Origin of the sequence: Myroides phaeus, from assembly GCF_009799805.1 — a bacterium.
Classification (GTDB): Bacteria; Bacteroidota; Bacteroidia; order Flavobacteriales; family Flavobacteriaceae; genus Flavobacterium; species Flavobacterium phaeum_A.
The window spans coordinates 2,248,078-2,266,347 of the sequence record NZ_CP047050.1; the positions used below are offsets into that span (position 1 = coordinate 2,248,078).

At 35.8% G+C, this 18,270-nt stretch carries 13 protein-coding genes; 6 read left to right on the plus strand and 7 right to left on the minus strand.

The window, feature by feature from the left end; genetic code table 11:
- Positions 1-68 precede the first annotated feature (68 nt).
- A complete protein-coding gene (locus GQS07_RS10060; RefSeq protein ID WP_158210681.1) occupies positions 69-1,514 on the minus strand; it encodes a hypothetical protein in 1,446 nt (481 codons plus the stop codon).
- A 526-nt stretch (positions 1,515-2,040) separates the two neighbouring features.
- Here GQS07_RS10060 and bshA point away from each other — a divergent pair.
- Positions 2,041-3,168 carry an N-acetyl-alpha-D-glucosaminyl L-malate synthase BshA gene (gene bshA / locus GQS07_RS10065; protein ID WP_158210682.1) on the plus strand — a complete coding sequence of 376 codons (1,128 nt, stop codon included), beginning with the start codon at positions 2,041-2,043 and terminating at the stop codon, positions 3,166-3,168.
- A 321-nt stretch (positions 3,169-3,489) separates the two neighbouring features.
- Here bshA and GQS07_RS10070 read toward each other — a convergent pair whose 3' ends face one another.
- Both GQS07_RS10070 and GQS07_RS10075 read right to left on the minus strand, forming a co-directional pair.
- Positions 3,490-4,581, minus strand: coding sequence for a hypothetical protein (locus tag GQS07_RS10070; protein WP_158210683.1), 1,092 nt, complete (start codon positions 4,579-4,581; stop codon positions 3,490-3,492).
- 239 nt (positions 4,582-4,820) lie between these two features.
- A complete protein-coding gene (locus GQS07_RS10075) occupies positions 4,821-5,288 on the minus strand; it encodes a hypothetical protein (protein WP_158210684.1) in 468 nt (155 codons plus the stop codon).
- A 261-nt stretch (positions 5,289-5,549) separates the two neighbouring features.
- On the opposite strand from GQS07_RS10075, the gene GQS07_RS10080 reads away from it, so the two are divergent.
- The 3 genes from GQS07_RS10080 (at position 5,550) to GQS07_RS10090 (ending at position 10,090) form a co-directional block, all read left to right on the plus strand.
- Positions 5,550-7,082, plus strand: a complete 1,533-nt coding sequence (locus GQS07_RS10080; RefSeq protein WP_158210685.1) for a SulP family inorganic anion transporter — start codon at positions 5,550-5,552, stop codon at positions 7,080-7,082.
- Positions 7,083-7,752: 670 nt separating this feature from the next.
- Positions 7,753-8,628: an AraC family transcriptional regulator gene (locus GQS07_RS10085; RefSeq protein WP_158210686.1), complete on the plus strand. Its 876-nt coding sequence runs from the start codon at positions 7,753-7,755 to the stop codon at positions 8,626-8,628.
- Between the two features lie 115 nt (positions 8,629-8,743).
- A complete protein-coding gene (locus tag GQS07_RS10090; RefSeq protein ID WP_158210687.1) occupies positions 8,744-10,090 on the plus strand; it encodes an amidohydrolase in 1,347 nt (448 codons plus the stop codon).
- 523 nt (positions 10,091-10,613) lie between these two features.
- On the opposite strand, the gene GQS07_RS10095 is transcribed toward GQS07_RS10090, so the two are convergent.
- The 3 genes from GQS07_RS10095 to GQS07_RS10105 form a co-directional block, all read right to left on the minus strand.
- Entirely contained in the window at positions 10,614-10,958 is a 345-nt protein-coding gene (locus GQS07_RS10095) for a DUF2853 family protein (RefSeq protein ID WP_158210688.1), read from the minus strand.
- Positions 10,959-11,026: 68 nt separating this feature from the next.
- Positions 11,027-12,679 carry a 2-succinyl-5-enolpyruvyl-6-hydroxy-3-cyclohexene-1-carboxylic-acid synthase gene (gene menD, locus GQS07_RS10100; RefSeq protein WP_158210689.1) on the minus strand — a complete coding sequence of 551 codons (1,653 nt, stop codon included), beginning with the start codon at positions 12,677-12,679 and terminating at the stop codon, positions 11,027-11,029.
- A 60-nt stretch (positions 12,680-12,739) separates the two neighbouring features.
- Entirely contained in the window at positions 12,740-13,333 is a 594-nt protein-coding gene (locus tag GQS07_RS10105; RefSeq protein ID WP_158210690.1) for a glutathione peroxidase, read from the minus strand.
- A gap of 261 nt (positions 13,334-13,594) precedes the next feature.
- Here GQS07_RS10105 and GQS07_RS10110 point away from each other — a divergent pair, with 261 nt between their 5' ends.
- Both GQS07_RS10110 and GQS07_RS10115 read left to right on the plus strand, forming a co-directional pair.
- On the plus strand, positions 13,595-14,440 hold the full coding sequence (locus GQS07_RS10110) for a prephenate dehydratase (RefSeq protein WP_158210691.1): 846 nt from the start codon (positions 13,595-13,597) through the stop codon (positions 14,438-14,440).
- Positions 14,441-14,762: 322 nt separating this feature from the next.
- Entirely contained in the window at positions 14,763-16,682 is a 1,920-nt protein-coding gene (locus tag GQS07_RS10115; RefSeq protein ID WP_158210692.1) for an OmpA family protein, read from the plus strand.
- A gap of 1,018 nt (positions 16,683-17,700) precedes the next feature.
- Here the strand turns inward: GQS07_RS10115 and GQS07_RS10120 are convergent.
- On the minus strand, positions 17,701-18,243 hold the full coding sequence (locus GQS07_RS10120) for an NADPH-dependent FMN reductase (protein WP_158210693.1): 543 nt from the start codon (positions 18,241-18,243) through the stop codon (positions 17,701-17,703).
- Positions 18,244-18,270 lie beyond the last annotated feature (27 nt).

Here is an 18,270-nt window from a genome sequence, read left to right on the forward strand (position 1 = left end):
ACATCTTTAATCAACGTATATAAACAAAAAAGCATAACCGAAATGGTTATGCTTTTTCATTTGTATTATTATTTACAAGCCTTAATATATGCTTCAATAAGTTGTATTAACCCATCTTTAGAAACAGTATCGTGGTCTTCATAGTTCAATGCGCTACAGTTCATATACTTATCAAAAAGTTTTTTAGCATCTTCAGGTTTTCTTGTACCGAAAGTAGCTTTATCACCTAAGTAGATAGCATTCTTCTGTCCTTTGATAAACAAGTAATAATCGTTTGGAGTCTTAATATGGTGTAACACATAGTTACCATCCTTTTCAAAATCAACAAGTAAGAATTTATTTGAACCACCAAAAAGGTCTAACTCTCCATTCGAATTGTTAAGTCCACCATCACTTGAAGTACTTAAACCAAGGAAACGATCCTTTTGTACTCCAAATTCAACATTGTCCTTTGCTTTAAACGACATCTTTTTATTCCCTACTTTAATAGATACAGAGTTTCCATAACTTGTAAGGTCTGCAATTCCTGAGTTCTTGCTTTTGTTTTGTACAGATTCGAACTCTATAGTAACCAAACCTTCGTGTTTAACTCCTTTTTTATCAATTACATACCCTTCAATATCATAGATGTTTAATGAGTTTTGCTTGTTTTCCTCTACTTTTTGTTCGTGTTTTTCTTGTCTCTCTGCATATTTAGCATTTTTATAATCGCTAATCTGCTGCGTCATATCACCTAACTTATACCCATTAGCATAAAGTTTCGCAATAATCGCTTGGTTAGCTTTTGCAGGTTCTGCCTTATCCATAAAGTAGTTAAGGTCGTATAAATCAATTGCTTTAAAATCAAACGTATTAATTTTTACACCGTTTCGAGCATTAGTTATCCTACCTTCATCATACTTAACTGTAGCAATCTCATTTCCTTTAATATCAAAGATTGTAGCCGTATGCTTCGTGTAAACTTGTGTTTCAGATAACGTTTTAATCGTACCAATTTTCTCATCACCACGTAGTACATTACCAGCAGCAGTGATTGTAATTTTATCTTCTTTAATAAGGTTTTGTTCCTCTGTTTTTTGCTGACGACGTGTATTGTCTATTTCTTTCCACTTATCAGATATTTCTGTGTTAGCAGTTTTGAATAGCGCTTCAACATTCTCTTTATTAAAACCAGTTTCAGGAATTAAGCCTTGTGTACTGTGAAAAACAGCATTAACAAAAGTCTTCTCTCTACTCAAAGAAACAGACTTATTCAAGTTTTCAAAATCGTGAATATTACCATTCTCACCAGTTAATTGTAACCAGAACTTGTCAGAATCAGCATTATTTACGATTTCTGCCCAAAAATACATTTGCCCGTCTAAACTACTAATCTTGTAACGGAATTTCTCTCGTTCAATCTTTGCAACAGGAGTCTTGTTTACATTTATCACATTTTTTTTAATGTTGATGTCTTGTGCTTGTGTTCCAATAGCTGCTAATGCGACTAATGATGTTGTTATGTACTTGTTCATATTATGAATTTTTATCAAAAATAGAACTTTAATATTAGTGTAATAATTGTTTTTTTTACTGTAATTTTTGTTTGTTATTTATTTTGATTCTGTAATTTTTTAATAAATTTTTATTTACTCAATAATTTATTGACTTTTATTGTCGAAAGTTTATACACTTTTTAAGTTTTGCTAATTGTAAAAAAGTATCTTTTTCTTCAGATAGCCTCAAAAAAGGCTTTAATAGCGATGAATAGGGGTATTTGTCAGATAAAACGTTCAACGATATTTAGGATAAACCGGGGTATTGACAACTATTTAGTGTTAAAAAAAAGTATGTATTGTGTGAAATACCATCAGAATGATAAAGTCTGCCCATCACAGGCGTAGTGCGTTCTAAATTAGCGTGTAAGTTTAAATAAAATCGCTTACTATAAAGAGTGATAATGTTAAATGTGAGCATAAAAATTAAAGTACTTCTATAATTCGGCATTCCTTTTGAATAATAGATTTATATTTAGAGTTCAAAACCATGTTTTAAATATTTATGAAAATAGCAATCGTATGCTATCCAACGTTTGGAGGTAGTGGAGTAGTCGCTACTGAATTAGGATTGGAGTTAGCAAAAAGAGATCACGAAGTGCACTTTATCACTTATAGTCAACCCGTTCGTTTGGCATTGCTAAATCCCAATATATATTACCACGAAGTAAACGTACCTGAATATCCTTTGTTTCACTATCAACCGTATGAACTTGCTTTGACAAGTAAATTGGTGGATATGGTTAAGTTGTTTAAAATAGACGTATTACACGTACATTACGCTATTCCTCACGCTTATGCTGGTTTTATGGCTAAGCAAATGTTGAAAGCTGAGGGAATCGACTTACCAATGATTACAACTTTACACGGTACAGACATTACGCTTGTGGGGAATCACCCGAATTACAAAACAGCGGTTAGCTTCAGTATCAATAATTCAGACTTTGTAACGTCTGTTTCTGAGTCGCTTAAGCAATCAACGCACTCGTTATTTGGCACAAAAAAGGAGATTCACGTTATTCCAAACTTCATTGAAGTGAAAGAGTTTGACCCTGGCGATACACCGTGTAAGCGTAGTGCTATGGCAAGTAAAGACGAGTTTATCATCACGCATATCAGTAACTTTAGAAAGGTAAAACGCATTGATGATGTTGTATCTATTTTTTACGGAATCCAAAAGGAAATACCAGCTAAGTTGATGTTGGTAGGTGATGGACCAGAAAAGGAAACAGCAGAACGTATGGCGTTGGAGTTAGGTATTTACGACAAGATCATCTTCTTTGGAAATAGTAATGAGATTGAGTCAATCTTATCTTATTCTGATTTGTTCTTGTTGCCATCGGAAACGGAGAGTTTCGGGCTTGCAGCTTTGGAAGCAATGGCAATGGGTGTACCGGTTATTTCAAGTAATACAGGAGGACTACCAGAGGTTAACGAAGACGGAGTTTCAGGATACTTGAGTGATGTTAGAGATGTGGATAATATGGTGAAAAACGCGTTGAAGATATTGAAAGACAAGGATACGTTATGTAGTTTTAAAAAGAACGCACGTGAGGTAGCTAAGAAATTCAGCATTGATAAAGTGTTGCCACTATACGAAGAATTATACGAAAAGGCAGTTAATCGCCAATAGATATACCAAAAGGGATGCTCAGTAGAGTGTCCCTTTTTTTGGGGAAATCTGGAACGTGATGCGTGAAACGTGAAGAGTGAAACGTAAAACGTAAAAGGTGATGCGTGGAGTGTGAAACGCCTTTGTGGATATGGATTACGCAGGTTTGTTTATAAATAAACAATATTGCGGGTGAATAGTAATTCACCCCTACAGCGGTGGTGGGTGATAACGTAGTAAACTTAAATGATGTATCCGTAGGGAGGACAACCACTGTGTTTACCTACAATTAATCAGGTGTATATAAAGCGCGATACACTACCTCATTGCATCTTTTACTACTTACAAACTAATCTTTTTACCATAAACAACATTGTTAATCTTAGCATAGCTAATTCTGCTCTCAACCCCGTGTTTTTCAGATAAGTAAACAGGGAAGAAGTTCAATGTTTTAGTATAAAACAATCCGTTTGTAGTATATCTGTGAATAGCAGGAAATGTTCTACCACCCACTTTTATATCTGTAACCCCTTCAAGAATAAGCCCCTCATTATCGTTAAACGCTTTTTTACGAGTGTACGTTTTAGCTGGAATAGACGTGTTATTGTCAAACACAAACAAGTTGTTGTCTAAGAAAACAGTTTGCTTTGTTACAACATCTGACTTTGAGTTTCTCAACTCAATAACAATCCCCTTTTTACCGTTGCTCTCCACTTCTTTAACCACCTTAAAATCGTTGATATAAGTATCCTTTCGCGTAGCCTTACCCGTTGTAGCATCATAGGCTATTGCGTTGTAAACCACTTGTAGTTCATCGCCAACTTTGTTCAACTGCTTATTAGACGTTTGTTTGTTGGTGCGAATACCCTCAGCGAGTTTAGTAAAGAAATCACCAAACAACTGCTTGATACTCGCATTGTCGTTATCCTCCTCAATAGCCCATTGATGAGGAACAGACAATTTTACGGATGCCGTAGGATTAGCCAAGTCGGTATAAGTACTCACCGCATTGTTTCCCAGCGATAAATCGTCAATGGTAGAAGACTGTATTACTTTAATCGTAGTCTTTTGTCCAAACAACAATCCTTGTTGCGTATCCACATTTGTTTTAAACGAGTGCAACTTAGTAAAGTTGTCATTTAACTTCTCATACGTATTCTTGTCAAACGACTCATAATAGTAAAGTTCCTTGCGCGTTAAGTCCTTCTCGAAGTTCTTTATACCAGTAAGGTTATACTTTTTAAAAGATTTTTTATCAATGATAGTATCCTTCTCAAATGTGCGCCAAAGCAAGTCCCCATTAGCATACTCCATATTGTCTAAATCCATTACTTCATAGGCAAAAAGAGGAGATTTCTTTAGGTCGTTTACGTTATTTTGAGAGAATGTAGCTACTGTAATCAGTAAGCTTATAGTGTTGAAAACGAATTTCATATTCTTTATTATCAGGTATTTTCTCTAAAATAGGTATTCTTTTTTGTTGTTGCAGTAAGACGTTGATGTTTTTGGATAAATTTAACACGATAACGTTATAAGAATCAAAGGAGAATAACATAATAAGTAAGAAAGAAGGACTATTTGTTGCCTGGTCAGAGAACAAACTATTGGTACAAGCTCACTTAAGAGTAAAAAAAAAGCACCTCCTAAAGAAGTGCTTTTGTATCATAAAACAATTACTCGTTTACTTTTTCGTATGTTCCTCTTAAAGAAGCACCACCCGAACAGAAGTAGTACAAGATATTGTTATCTGCTTCATCTTTCGCTTCAATAGCAAGAGATTTATCCGTAAACGTAAACTTTACTTTTTTACCTTCTAACTCCGCTAAGTACGTTTGGTCGCCAATTTTCTTAGCTACCGCATCAAGTGTACACGTTGGTTTTTTGATGTCCTCACGAGAGCGAACAGCAATTGTAATCTCGTCAGCAGCTGTAGAAGTAACCATCACTTTTACCCAATCATATCCTTCTTCGCGTTGTGTATATCCTTCAGAAACATAAGCCCCATCTACCATTAACACCTTTTCATCTACAACCACAGTTTCAGCTTGTTGTTGTGCCGCTTTTTTAGCAGAATCTTTACACCCCACCATTGTAGTGCTTATCATTGCCAAAGCACCAACTATCATTAACATTCTTTTCATGCGTTTACTTTTTTATTTTGTCAAAAGTATTCCGTTTTCAGTCAATAGACAAGTTGGAATAAGAAAAAGTAAGTCTGTTTATGCAAAAGGGTTGGGAAATAATTACGTAGATCAAACGATTGGCAGTTGTACGCTACACCTTAATGACTAACTTTATTCCTGTTTTTTCACTGTGAAATAACACTTATACCAATGTTAAATAACAGGAGAAAAGGGGAGTATTACTGTATTTTTGCAGTCTTTTTTAAACAATAGAACACTATGAAAGAATTGTGGGCTGAGGTTCAGTCACTTCGAAAATACGGATATAAAAACGAGATATTTGCCGGACTAACTTCTGCAATGACAATGATTCCGGAGTCGTTATCATTTGCCATTTTAGCAGGGTTGTCGCCTTTAATGGGATTATATGCCGCTTTTTTAATGGGAATAGTAACCGCTTTCTTTGGTGGAAGACCCGGAATGATTGCTGGTGGAGCAGGGGCAACTATCGTTGTAATGATGGCGTTAATCAGTACAGAAGGTGTACAATATTTATTGGCCGCAGTAATAGTAGCCGGAATCATACAGTTTTTAGTGGGAGTATTCAAGCTCGGCAAGTTTGTGCGCCTTATTCCACAACCGGTTATGTATGGATTCTTAAACGGATTAGCCGTTATTATCTTTATGGCACAGGTGAAGCAATTTTCTGTGGTTGTAGACGGACAAACGCAGTGGTTGTCAGGAATGCCGTTACTTGTTATGGGCGGACTTACCTTGCTTACCATTGGAATTGTACTGGGATTACCTAAAATTACAAAAGCAGTTCCCTCGTCATTAGTGGCGATATTAGTACTAACCGCAGTCGTTTTCTTTTTACAAATCGACACCAAACGCGTAGCAGATATTGCCTCTGTAAGCGGTTCGTTACCCCAATTTCACTTGCCAAGTGTTCCCTTTACTTTAGACACGCTTAAAATCATCTTACCATATTCAGTTGTTATGGCAGCCGTTGGTTTGATAGAATCCCTATTGACGTTAAATATGGTAGATGAAATCACCTATACCAAAGGAGATACCAATAAAGAAGCCAGAGCACAAGGTTATGCCAATGTAATTAACGGGTTCTTTGGAGGAATGGGAGGGTGTGCAATGGTAGCCCAAACGTTGGTTAACCTTAATTCAGGTGGCCGTACACGTATATCTGCTATCCTAAGTGCAGTTACCATTTTACTGGTTATTTTAGTCGGCGCACCCGTTATTGAACAAATACCAATGGCGGCATTAGTCGGAGTAATGATGATTGTGGCTATTACAACATTTAAGTGGTTTTCGTTTAAACTCATCACTAAAATGCCCAAAGCCGATGTCATTGTGGGAATAACCGTAGCGGCTATCACAATTATATTACACAATCTGGCTTTAGCGGTGTTTGTGGGAGTAATCATTTCTGCCTTAGTATTCGCTTGGGACAACGCTAAACGCATTCGTGCACGTGTATCTATTGATGAAAACGGAGCGAAGGTATATGCTATATACGGACCTCTATTTTTTGGATCAACGGCTACTTTCTCAGAAAAGTTTAACCCATTAGAAGACCCAGAAGAAGTAATCATCGACTTTAAGGAGTCGCGCATTGCAGATATGTCGGCTATTGAAGCAGTGAATAAGTTGACAAAACTATACGCTTCACACCATAAAAAAGTAATCCTACGTCATTTGAGTTACGACTGTTATCGCTTGTTAGACAACGCAAAAGATATGGTTGAGGTGAATATAGCAAAAGACCCTACTTATAAAGTGATGGGAGACTAACAATAGACAGTAACGTTGTAATAGGAAATTATACGTGTTAAATAACGGATGTTTTTTAAGTCTCAAACTTTATGTGCTGATAAAAATAAGGGGGCAACATTCAAATTTTGAAAACTAAAAAAGAAGGGGTAATTCATCTGTCCGAAATAGGAATGACAATTTATTTCATATAAACAATAGGTGTAAGTTGTTAAATATGAGTGTTTCTACTTAAATAATTTAGCATTGTAAATGCCAAGACAACAAAGAAAAATAAGAAATTTGTTGCTACAATTTGTGATTTAACAAAAAAAGCGTTTTATTTGTCAGGAGTAAAGTTCGCAAAAACGCTTGTTTTTTTGTTGCTAAATAGCTGGTAAGCCAGTAATAGTAAAGGATGAGAGGAAGAAAAACAAAAAGAGAAAAGCATTTATTTACTCCACTTAGAAACGAATAATTAATTCATTTACTAAATTAATATCACTTTAAAGCTCATTCTTCGGAATGAGCTTTTTACTTTTAACACTGATAACCGGAAGCACTTTTTAGGGTTATTGAGGTGTTTTTACTTCATATAAATTCTCATATTGAGAATGTTTGTTATATTTAACTAAATATTATTCATTAGGTATTTGATTTTATATACTTTTATTCGAAACATATTTACTTTATTTTTTAAACCTTACTACAATTGGCTAATACTACAAAAATAGAAACCTTGTCTGCTTCAAATATTTTGGGAGAAGCTACTTGGGACATTACATTATTTAAACACACGGAGAAAGGGCGAAATGACCTTATAGCGCCACATAAGCACGATTTTTATCTTGTTTTTTTTGTGGAAAATGGGGGAGGAATACACGATATCGACTTTAAAACTCACAATGTAGATGATTATCAAGTTTATTTTTTAAGACCACAACAAGTACACTATTGGATGTTAGAACAGGAAACTGTTGGGTATCAAATGATGTTTTCTTCTATGATCTTAAAAACGCTTAATGCTACTTATAGTGCCTTGCCGTTTTTTCAATTGGGAGCACCAAATTGCTTGCAATTAAAGAAGGCGAGTTACGAAAAGTATAAAGCACAGTTAGAGGCGTTGGAAAAAAGCTTGAAAGGAAAGAAAGTGTTGGATAAAGAGATTTCTTTATTGAGCTTTCACCTATTGCTAAAATACCTACAAAAAGATTATTTAGCGGCTTATTCAGATATCGATTGGAATACAATGGACAAGAGTATCTTGGCTTTTGAAGAGTTAATCGAGAAAAACTTTAGAGTACACAGCAATGTTGCTTTTTATGCTGAGGAATTAAAGATTACAGCAAATTATCTAAATATTTTGTGTAAGAAATACTTGGGAATTACGGCAAGTTCACTTATTATGGACCGTATATTATTAGAAGCAAAGCGACTTTTAACAACGACTAATGTGTCTGTAAAAGAAATCGCTTTTTCTTTGTCTTTCAATGATACCAGCTATTTCAATAACTTTTTTAGACGACAAATGGGGGTGACTCCAGGGGAGTTTAGAACAAATTATAAAAATTACAATAAAGAGGAATAAAACCTCAATATAGCTTGTTTGTTGGCTTCTATCTTTGTGGTTGTTGAAAAGGAATAAATAACCAGGTTTTGAACCAGTTACTTTAAAACACCACCACAATCTATAAATTCAAAGTATGATGAATAGAAAACAATTTTTAGGGTTAACGACTGCCGCAACGGGAGGATTGTTTGTCCCTTCAGTTGGCTATTCACAAATGGAACAACAAGAAGAACAACAACAAAAATTAGGAGACGTTAATGAATTCGCCTTGCTTAATGTTCGTTTAGAAAACAACTTTGTTTACAATGACAAAGGTCAAGTAAACGGAACGCAAACTGGGTTGTATGACTTATATATTGTTGATGGACTTATTAAGTCGATTGACAAAGCAGGGATAAAGTCGTTTTCTGTAGCCACTATGGACGCAGGCGGATTGTTAATGTTGCCAGGATTAAGGGATATGCATATCCATATTGATAAGACGTTTTTTGGTGAACGTTGGTACGGAGAACCCAGACCGGGTAATTCTGTCAAGGATATGATAGCACTTGAACAGCGAATATTACCTGGGCTATTAGAGAAATCAGTTGAAAAAGCCGAAATGGCAATTGACCTGATGAATAGTCAAGGAACGTATTTTACGAGATGTCAAACAAATATAGACCCTACAAGTGGGGTGAAGAGTTTGGAGAATCTACAAGTTGCTTTATCTAACAAAAAAGAGGTTATCCAATCAGAGATAGTTGCCTTTCCGCAACACGGTATTCTGTATTCAGATTCAGAAGCATTGTTGCGCGAGTCAGCACAAATGGGGATTGACTACATAGGAGGATTAGATCCGACTACGGTAGATGGGAATATGGAGAAATCGCTTGACATTATGTTTCAAATCGCAATGGACTACAACAAAGGCGTAGATATTCACCTTCACGAAGGTGCATCTACGGGGCTTCCGGCTATTGAACATATGATTAAAAGAGTAAGTGAAAACAAAGCATTACAAGGACGTACCTATATCAGTCACGGTTTTGCGTTGGCACAAATAGAACAAAATAAACTGGAAAGCATAGCCGAACAGTTAAATCACTTTGGTATTGGGGTAATTACAAGTGTGCCTATCGGGCGTATGACAATGCCAATACCGACTTTGTACAAACACAAGGTTAAAGTGATGACGGGAACCGATAGTATTATCGATCACTGGCAACCATTTGGAAGCTGTGATATGCTTGAAAAAGCTAAGTACTGTGCGGAATTATACGGATGGACAGACGATTATCACTTGAGTAGAGCGTTGCAAATAGCTACAAAAGACCAAGTGTTGCCTCTTTCAAACAAAGGAGAGCGCCAATGGCCAAAAGTAGGAGATGAGGCAAGTTTTGTTTTGGTAAAAGCAAGTTGTTCTGCAGAAGCAGTAGCGCGATTACCACAACGTGAACAGGTCTTTAACCAAGGGGAAATGGTTTATACCAAAGAATAGTTGTAACTTGATAAAAGGGCAAACTATTCTGATAACAGTGAATTTTTTTTTTTCATAGCCCAATTTTATATTTTTTTTAATTAACTAAGAGTTAGCCCTCGGGCGAATTCTTGTTCTTAGAAATATTTTTTAATAGCATCTTGATTTAGTGTGTTTTGAATCTTAATTATTAAAATTTATATTTCTAAAGAAAGCCAATCCTTTACGGGTTGGCTTTTTTGTTTTTTACCGTGTTTTATTTGGGAACGATTTAAGGACGAGTTAGGGCTTGTTCGGAAAAGTACCCTGTTTTGCGAACAAGTCTCGCACTTTTCCGAAACTGTTCCGAAGGAAGGTCTGAATAAGGATTGTATTGTGTTGTAAAACAATATTTTGCGTTTATTATGTAGGTTAAGAGATTTGTTAGAATTAGTAAAGACAACTAAATATAGAGATAAAAAACATTTGTTTATGCGAATCGATTTCGCAATAAGGCATAAAAAAAGCCACTAATTATAGTGGCTTTTCTTGGTACACAATAGTACTATTTGTTATAAACACTTTCTTTTTTGAAGTGAACTGTTAGTAAGTAATATACTACAGCTCTGTATTTATTTCTGTTAGATTGACCATATTGGTCCATAACTTTAGCAATAGCAGCATCTAATTTAGCATCATCTTTTAATCCTAACTTCTTGATTAAGAAGTTGTTTTTAACTGTTGCTAATTCTGATTCAGAAGAACTTGCTACTGTAGAAGAATCCTTGTTGTAAATAGAAGGACCACATCCAATAGTTACTTTTTCTAATAATTCCATGTTTGGAGTTACACCACATTTCTCTTTAAGATCTGCAGCGTACTTTTTAATAAGTTCGGCTCTTTTACTCATATAACTTTTTTTTTAACGACTACAAGATAACAAATATTACAATATGTAAGTACTATTTTTTGATAAAATTACATACTGCGAAAATAGTTGCTTAAAACCTCATTGTTTACTTGTGTTGGCGTGAAAACTTCTAAGATACAAGGCTGGTTATTGTTGCTCCAGAAATGATTAGAAGCCTCTTTTAACTGTTCTTCATCTTCAGCCGTAAGGTAATTAAAGCCATACATCTTCGCTAAATGCTCTGCTGTGTGGTTGTGAGAAGTCTCAAAAAAGGTATTAAATATTTCGTTTTCCTTATGTCCTGGTAATATTCTAAAAATACCACCACCGCGGTTGTTAAGCAATACAATCTTAAAATTGCTTGGAATATAGTTGTTCCACAATCCGTTGCTGTCATAAAGGAAGCTAATATCTCCTGTAATCAGTACGGTTGGCTTGTTAGAAGCTACAGCAGCCCCTATAGCCGTAGAAGTACTTCCGTCTATGCCACTTGTTCCCCTGTTGCAAAATACTTCAACAGACGAGTCTATTTTAAGTAATTGCGCATAGCGAATAGCAGAACTATTGCTTATTTGTAATTGCGTATGTTGTGGCAATTGGTCAAATAGCACTTCAAATACCTTTAAATCAGAGAAAGGTACTGTTTTTAAAAAAGCATTGTGCTTAGCCAAACGCTGTGTTGCAATACCCAACATCCACGCTTGATAAGGAGAAGCGAGTGGTTGCGTATTGTTTTGAAGCATTTCAAAGAATACCTCAGGCGTTTCGAATACCGTTTTATTTAAAGCAGTGTACGTGTCGTAATGACGTAGCGTGTCTATGTGCCAGTGTTGTCCTGGTTTGTATTTGCGCAAGAAAGCCTTGATGCGTTTACTAACAACCATTCCCCCAAACGTAACCAAGATATCTGGCTGTAAGTTTTCAAAGTCCTCTTGAGAGAACGTCGTAATAATACGGTCGATATGCTCAATAAACATTGGGTGGTGTAGGTTAGACGTCGTTTCAGTTAACACTACCACAGAAGGGTCGTTGGCTAACCAATTGACAATAGCCTCACTTAGTACGTGGGGCGTATTCACGCCAACAAGTACCAGTTTCTTTGCAGATTTGTTCCAATCCTCTACATAAGGAGTGTAGTCTTTAAAAGCAGGAGGTAGTTCCTCCATATCTATAATCGTAGGCGTAACCGTTAAAGCGTCCACAGTGTTGTACAACGGTTCCTCAAAAGGCGCGTTGATGTGTACAGGACCCTTTTTGGCAATTGCCGTGTTAATCGCATTGTTGATCAGCATATCATTTTCTACGTTAGCATCTTCGTGAAGGTTAGCGCTATAAAGGATATGGTTTTCATATACATTGCGTTGGCGAATCGTTTGTCCGTCTCCGATATCTATTTTTTGAGTAGGCCTATCAGCAGAAATAACAATCAAGGGGATTTGGCTATAAAAAGCCTCTGCTACAGCCGGATAGTAGTTTAAAAGGGCAGAACCCGAAGTACATACTAAAGCGATGGGAAACTGCTCTTGTTGTGCTATTCCCATTCCAAAGAAAGCTGCACAGCGTTCATCAGCGATACTATAACACGTAAAAAAAGGATCACTTGCAAACCCGATTGTAAGCGGGGCATTGCGTGATCCTGGAGATATTATAATACGTTGTATATTTTTTGCTTTACAGATTTCAATAATGCTTTGTGCTAATTCTATTTCTGGATAAGTCATAATTACAAACTAAAACCCAAAGATACGAACAAACAAAGCAAAAATCGTAGTTAAGCAACCTTATTTTGCTCTTACCCAATCTTTAATTTCAGGCTCTGTTGGCAAGATACGTGGGTTTACCACTTTTACTAAATGACCTGTTTCGTCAATTAAGTATTTTTGGAAATTCCACTCTACTTCACTATCGGCGTAACCATTCTTTGATTTTTTAGTCAAAAACTCGTAAATCGGAGCCATATCAGCACCTTTTACAGATATTTTAGACATCATTGGAAAGCTTACTCCGTAGTTTTGCTCACAGAAAGTAGCGATTTCCTCATTGCTTCCTGGTTCTTGTGCCCCAAAGTTATTAGCAGGGAAACCTACGATTACGAAGTTGTCTCCGCCGTATTCGTTATACAAGCTTTGAAGTTGTTTGTATTGCGGTGTCAATCCACATTCAGAAGCTGTGTTTACGATTAAGATCTTTTTTCCTTTTAAAGAAGCAAAGTCAAACTCCTCTCCATAAAGGTCTGTTACTTTAAATTGGTAGATTGTTTTTTTGTCTTTAGGCGTTTCTTTCATTTCTATAGGTGTTTTTAAATTGGTAAGGTCAGTATAGGCAAACGTTGGAACAGCAAACGCAATTGCTGCTATTAACATTAGTTTTCTCATGATATTGTTGGTTTTAATAAGGTTCCAAATTACGAATTGATTTTGAAATAGGCGTTGAATTTAACGGATTTATAAGAGAAAAGAGAAAATTACAACTATTCCTACACATAAAAGAAGGTGTTCGTTATAGCTTGAAAATGAGGATAAAGCGTTAAAATAAGTTACTCTTAATTAATAGTAAAAATAAGATGCGTAAAAAGCTGTTTTTTCTGAGAATCTTTTAACTTTGGTAACTTGATTTAACCACAAAAAGAATTAATTATGAAATCAGTTGTCATTCAAGGGATTAAGGGATCTTTTCACCACGAAGCAGTGAACCGATTTTTTAAAGAAGAAGCGGTAGAGATTGTGGACAGTCCCACGTTTAACTCACTTGTTAAACAAGTAGTTAACGAACAAGCAAATTATGGTATGATGGCGATAGAGAACTCAATAGCTGGGTCTATTTTGCCAAATTATTCCTTGATGACGAAGAACGACTTGTATATCTGGGGAGAGGTTAAGTTGCCTATAAAGCACAATTTACTGGCTTTGGAAGGACAATCGTTAGCTGATATTTCGGAGGTACGGACGCATCCAATGGCGTTGTTGCAATGTGAAAACTTTCTTGATCAATATGAAACGTGGAAGCGATTAGCGATGGACGATACGGCCACTTGTGCGCGTAACATCAAGAATAACCAATATAAAGGTGTGGCATCTATTGGGTCAATGTTGGCGGCAGAGATGTACGGCTTAGAGGTGTTAGCAGAAAACATTCACGATGTATATGATAATTATACTCGCTTTTATCTGCTGAGCAAGCAGCCAAAGCAAGTAGAAGGGTTTAACAAGGCAAGTTTGTATTTCTATACCGACCACCAAAAGGGGAGTTTAAACCGTGTTTTAGAGATATTTGCTTCTCACGACTTAAACTTGAGTAAGATACAATCGGTTCCACTTACGGGAAGTGTGTTTCAATATTCGTTTCACGCCAATGTAGTATTGGTTAATAACGACTATGAGAAATATTACCAAGCATTGGAAAAAGTACGTCAAGCAACCCGTTTTTTCAAGGTTTTAGGCGAGTATATGGAAGACCAGATTCCGTCTGACTATCAGTATTAACGGAAGAAAATTATAGTAAAAAAGGCGTGAGTATATCACGCCTTTTTTTGTGGCTAATGCAGAGGTTAGTCACTGTGTTGTTTTCAGTAGGCGGTGTAAGGAGTATCTCTGTCGAAAAAAAAGGCTGTTATAAGAAGATGTGTTTCCTTCAAAACCACTTAAAAGAACCATTTAGAACGATTTGATAAGAAATAATGCAACTAATTTTAAAAAAAGACGTTAGCATATATAAGGTTAAGCGAATTATAAATAGTAATTTTGATTAGAAATCATAAAAAGTAGCGAAGGGTAAAATCTTTGTTGTGAAAATTAAGATGTGTATATGAGAATTTTATTGATAACACTATTATGTGCTTTCAGTATGTCTGTTCAAGCCAAGGGGAAACCGAGTTTGAAAAAGGCAGACAAGTACTATAAGAATACGGAATATACAAAAGCAGCGGAGGAATATAGGCGATTGGTGAGAGGTGTGAGAACTGATAATTACATCTTTTTGCAATTGGCAGATTGTTATGACCGACTGTCTAAAGATATTGAAGCGTCTCGTTATTACGGCAAGGCGATTGTAAAAGATCCTGAAGTTCCTGCTGAGGTGTATTATAAGTACGCTAAGGTTTTGGAGAGAAATGGGCGATATGTGGTTGCCAAAGAAGTGATGCAACAATTTGCAGCAAAGGCAGCAGGTGATTCAAGAGCAAAGGATTTCTTGGCTAATCCGAATGCACACGATTTGTTGGCAAACTTAGAACCACAGTATTCTTTTGCGGAGTCGGGAATGAACGACCGTGTTTACGATACATATGGTGCGTGGATGAATGCAGGAGATACGATTTATATGGTGTCTAATCGCACGAAACACGAAAAGAAGATTCCGCGTAAACTATTTGAAGTACGCGAAAAATGGGAGCGAAAACCCAATACGGATATTTACTTTGCAAGTTTTAAAGGGAAAGCAGAGCCTACTTTTGAAGTGAACCACGTGAAAGGAAGAGTAAATAAACGATTTCACGATGGAATGGCGGTAAGTTCGCCAGACGGACAACGTTTTTACTTTGCATCTGAAGCGTATAGAAATAGAAAGTTTAGAAGCAATAAAGAAGTAAAACACCGCGACAGACTAATGAGTTTGTTTTATGCGAAGTTGAAAGGAAAACAATGGAAAAAGATTAAGCCGTTGCCTTTTACAAAAGCAGGGTATATGTACACTAATCCTACTATAAGCAGTGACGGTAAATATTTGTACTTCGCGTCAAATATGCCAGGTAGTTTGGGAGAGTTAGATTTGTGGCGAGTAGCGTTGTTAGAAGATGATGAATTTGGGCAACCAGAAAACTTAGGTCCGGCTATTAACTCAGGTACTCGAAATGACTATCCTTTCTTGGCAGAGGACAATAAGCTTTACTTTACGTCTGACCGTTGGGGTGGTTATGGAGGAATGGACATCTATGTGGTTGATATGAATACGCCAGGTAGTAAGCCAGTCAATGTGGGTGCGCCAATTAATACAGTTAAGAATGATTTTGCTTTTTCATACTATCCGTCAAAAGAAGTAGGGCTATTTTCGTCAGATCGCATTGGTCGTAAAGACGTTTATAAGGCGTTACCCGTGTGTAATATCGAGTTTTCTGTGTTGGCAAAAAACAAGCAGTTTAACAAACCCGTAGCCGATGTGCAAGTAGAGTTTATCAATGATAGACGTAATGTAGAAGGAAAAGTTTATACGCGAAAGAATGGTGTAGCACGTGAATTTATAACCTGTAAGGGGAAATATAAAATTAAGGTGTCTCATCCAGATTACTTAGATGAGGTAATTGAAGTAGTAGGAAATGATACTGAAGGAGTACAAAGCATTGAAGTAATGCTAAGGCCGTTAGATGAGTTGATGATTGAAGAAGATAAGATTAGCTTAGCAGATATTCAGTTTGCTTTTGACCAAGTAGATATTACAGAAGAAAGTAAAGAAGAGTTGAATAAGTTGGTTAAGGTGATGAAGCGCTATCCAAATATGCGTATTAAGGTTAATTCACACTCAGACAGCAAAGGAAAAGCAGAGTACAACTTAAAGTTATCTCAAGCCAGAGCAAAATCAACAGTAGAATATTTGATTTCGCAAGGAATAGAAGCAGACCGCTTAGAGTATCAAGGATATGGATCGCAAGAGTTGAAAGTGATTTGTGAACCTTGTACGGAGTGGGAGAATGCACAAAATAGAAGATCAGAGTTTATTATTTTAAATAAATAAGCTGATTAAAAGAATATAGCAAAAGGCTTACCTCTTATAAGTAGAGGTAAGCCTTTTTTTGTTTTTGTAAATTACTTATTGGTATTAAGATAGTGTGATATGTTAAGAAAGTTTTGTTAGTTATTTATGTGAATTGCTGTAAGTAAGTTGTTTAATTTGATTGTTTTTTAAATAAAACTCACAAAAGTTAGTAGTAAAAGTAATAAAAGGTGTTTTGTTAAGGTTCTTTTGTGTTGTGTTTATGTTAAAATGTTGTTAAATATGTGTTGTGGTTTAATCGAGATATGCGAATGTGTGTAAATAGAAGTTGAATTATATATTTATCTATTTTATCATTTTAGTTTAGTAAAAAAGTACATTATGTTCTTTTTTTATAATGGGAGATATTTGACACTGTAATTTTTTGACAAAAAGTACAGTGAAGATTGTTTTATTACAACAGGTTAAACTTAGAAAAAGTGAAATAACTTGCTATAAGCGTTCTCAATTGGTGATTACGTTATTTACTGCTTAATTTGTTGAGTTTGTATGCTGTATAAAACAGTTATACATTTGTATTGTACATAATAGGTACAGCAAGACAATAAATAAAATATAATAGTAAAAAAATCAAGTTGTAGTGATGATTATTGCAGTTATTTTTTAACACAAAGCCAGTGTAAAAATAATGTAGTTCATTTTTATTGCAATGAACATTATACAACATCAGAAGACCAGAATAGTTATATTCTGCTTGTAATAGCTCTTTATAATAGTTAAAAGGAATCTATCTTAAAGAGCTAATTACAGTTATGTGATCCTTCCTTTGGTTTGTCTGTTTCTTGTTTTGAATTGTTTGAAAAAGAGAATAGATAAAAGGGTAAATCAGGGAAGGGTTATGTGTTTAAAGTGAAAGTGTTTGTTTAAAATTGGACAGAAGTCCAATATGGTTTTACATTGTTCAAAAAAGAGAAGAGGGGATGCTTCTCTTTTTTTAATAAAACAAAGCCCCTATTTACAAAAATAGGGGCTTTGTTTTTTATCGCTGTTGGCTTTCTATTAGTAAGTCTGCCATCATACTCATTTTCTTTTTGTAGGCATCCGCAATGTCGTTGTTTTCGTATAAATCCGAATTACTCATTGGGATAGAGTACGGCAATGACCAAGCGCGCAATGCCTTAGCAATATTGTCTAACGCTTGAATACCTTGCATAGCCTGGTTTCCAGCAGACCAACAAGTGAATCCAACGACTTTATTCGTTAGGTAAGCAGGTTGATCTTTGGCTGTAATTTCAAGCCAGTCAATAGCATTTTTCATAACCCCTGTCATTCCTCCGTGATATAGCGGTGTTAACCAAATCATTACATCTGCTTCTCTAAAAGCATCTGCAAAGTCGTGTACCGTTTGTGGTACGTTATCCATTAATTTGGCTTGAAATATAGGGATTTGAAAATCTGATAAGTGAACTTGTCGTACTTCTACGTTAGCCTTTGTGAATTGATCAGCGTAATACTGTGCAATACGTCGCGATGTGCGGAATGCTTCTTCGTCTAAAGAACCATTAAAAATTAAAGCTTTCATAAAACTATCTTGAATATTTGCGCACTA

Bases quoted from the DNA above. Each gene is read 5' to 3' on its own strand.
- GQS07_RS10120 (WP_158210693.1), bottom strand. From the start codon at position 18,243: ATGAAAGCTTTAATTTTTAATGGTTCTTTAGACGAAGAAGCATTCCGC.
- GQS07_RS10105 (WP_158210690.1), bottom strand. From the start codon at position 13,333: ATGAGAAAACTAATGTTAATAGCAGCAATTGCGTTTGCTGTTCCAACG.
- GQS07_RS10090 (WP_158210687.1), top strand. From the start codon at position 8,744: ATGATGAATAGAAAACAATTTTTAGGGTTAACGACTGCCGCAACGGGA.
- GQS07_RS10060 (WP_158210681.1), bottom strand. From the start codon at position 1,514: ATGAACAAGTACATAACAACATCATTAGTCGCATTAGCAGCTATTGGA.
- GQS07_RS10070 (WP_158210683.1), bottom strand. From the start codon at position 4,581: ATGAAATTCGTTTTCAACACTATAAGCTTACTGATTACAGTAGCTACA.
- GQS07_RS10115 (WP_158210692.1), top strand. From the start codon at position 14,763: ATGAGAATTTTATTGATAACACTATTATGTGCTTTCAGTATGTCTGTT.
- menD (WP_158210689.1), bottom strand. From the start codon at position 12,679: ATGACTTATCCAGAAATAGAATTAGCACAAAGCATTATTGAAATCTGT.
- GQS07_RS10095 (WP_158210688.1), bottom strand. From the start codon at position 10,958: ATGAGTAAAAGAGCCGAACTTATTAAAAAGTACGCTGCAGATCTTAAA.
- GQS07_RS10080 (WP_158210685.1), top strand. From the start codon at position 5,550: ATGAAAGAATTGTGGGCTGAGGTTCAGTCACTTCGAAAATACGGATAT.
- GQS07_RS10075 (WP_158210684.1), bottom strand. From the start codon at position 5,288: ATGAAAAGAATGTTAATGATAGTTGGTGCTTTGGCAATGATAAGCACT.
- bshA (WP_158210682.1), top strand. From the start codon at position 2,041: ATGAAAATAGCAATCGTATGCTATCCAACGTTTGGAGGTAGTGGAGTA.
- GQS07_RS10110 (WP_158210691.1), top strand. From the start codon at position 13,595: ATGAAATCAGTTGTCATTCAAGGGATTAAGGGATCTTTTCACCACGAA.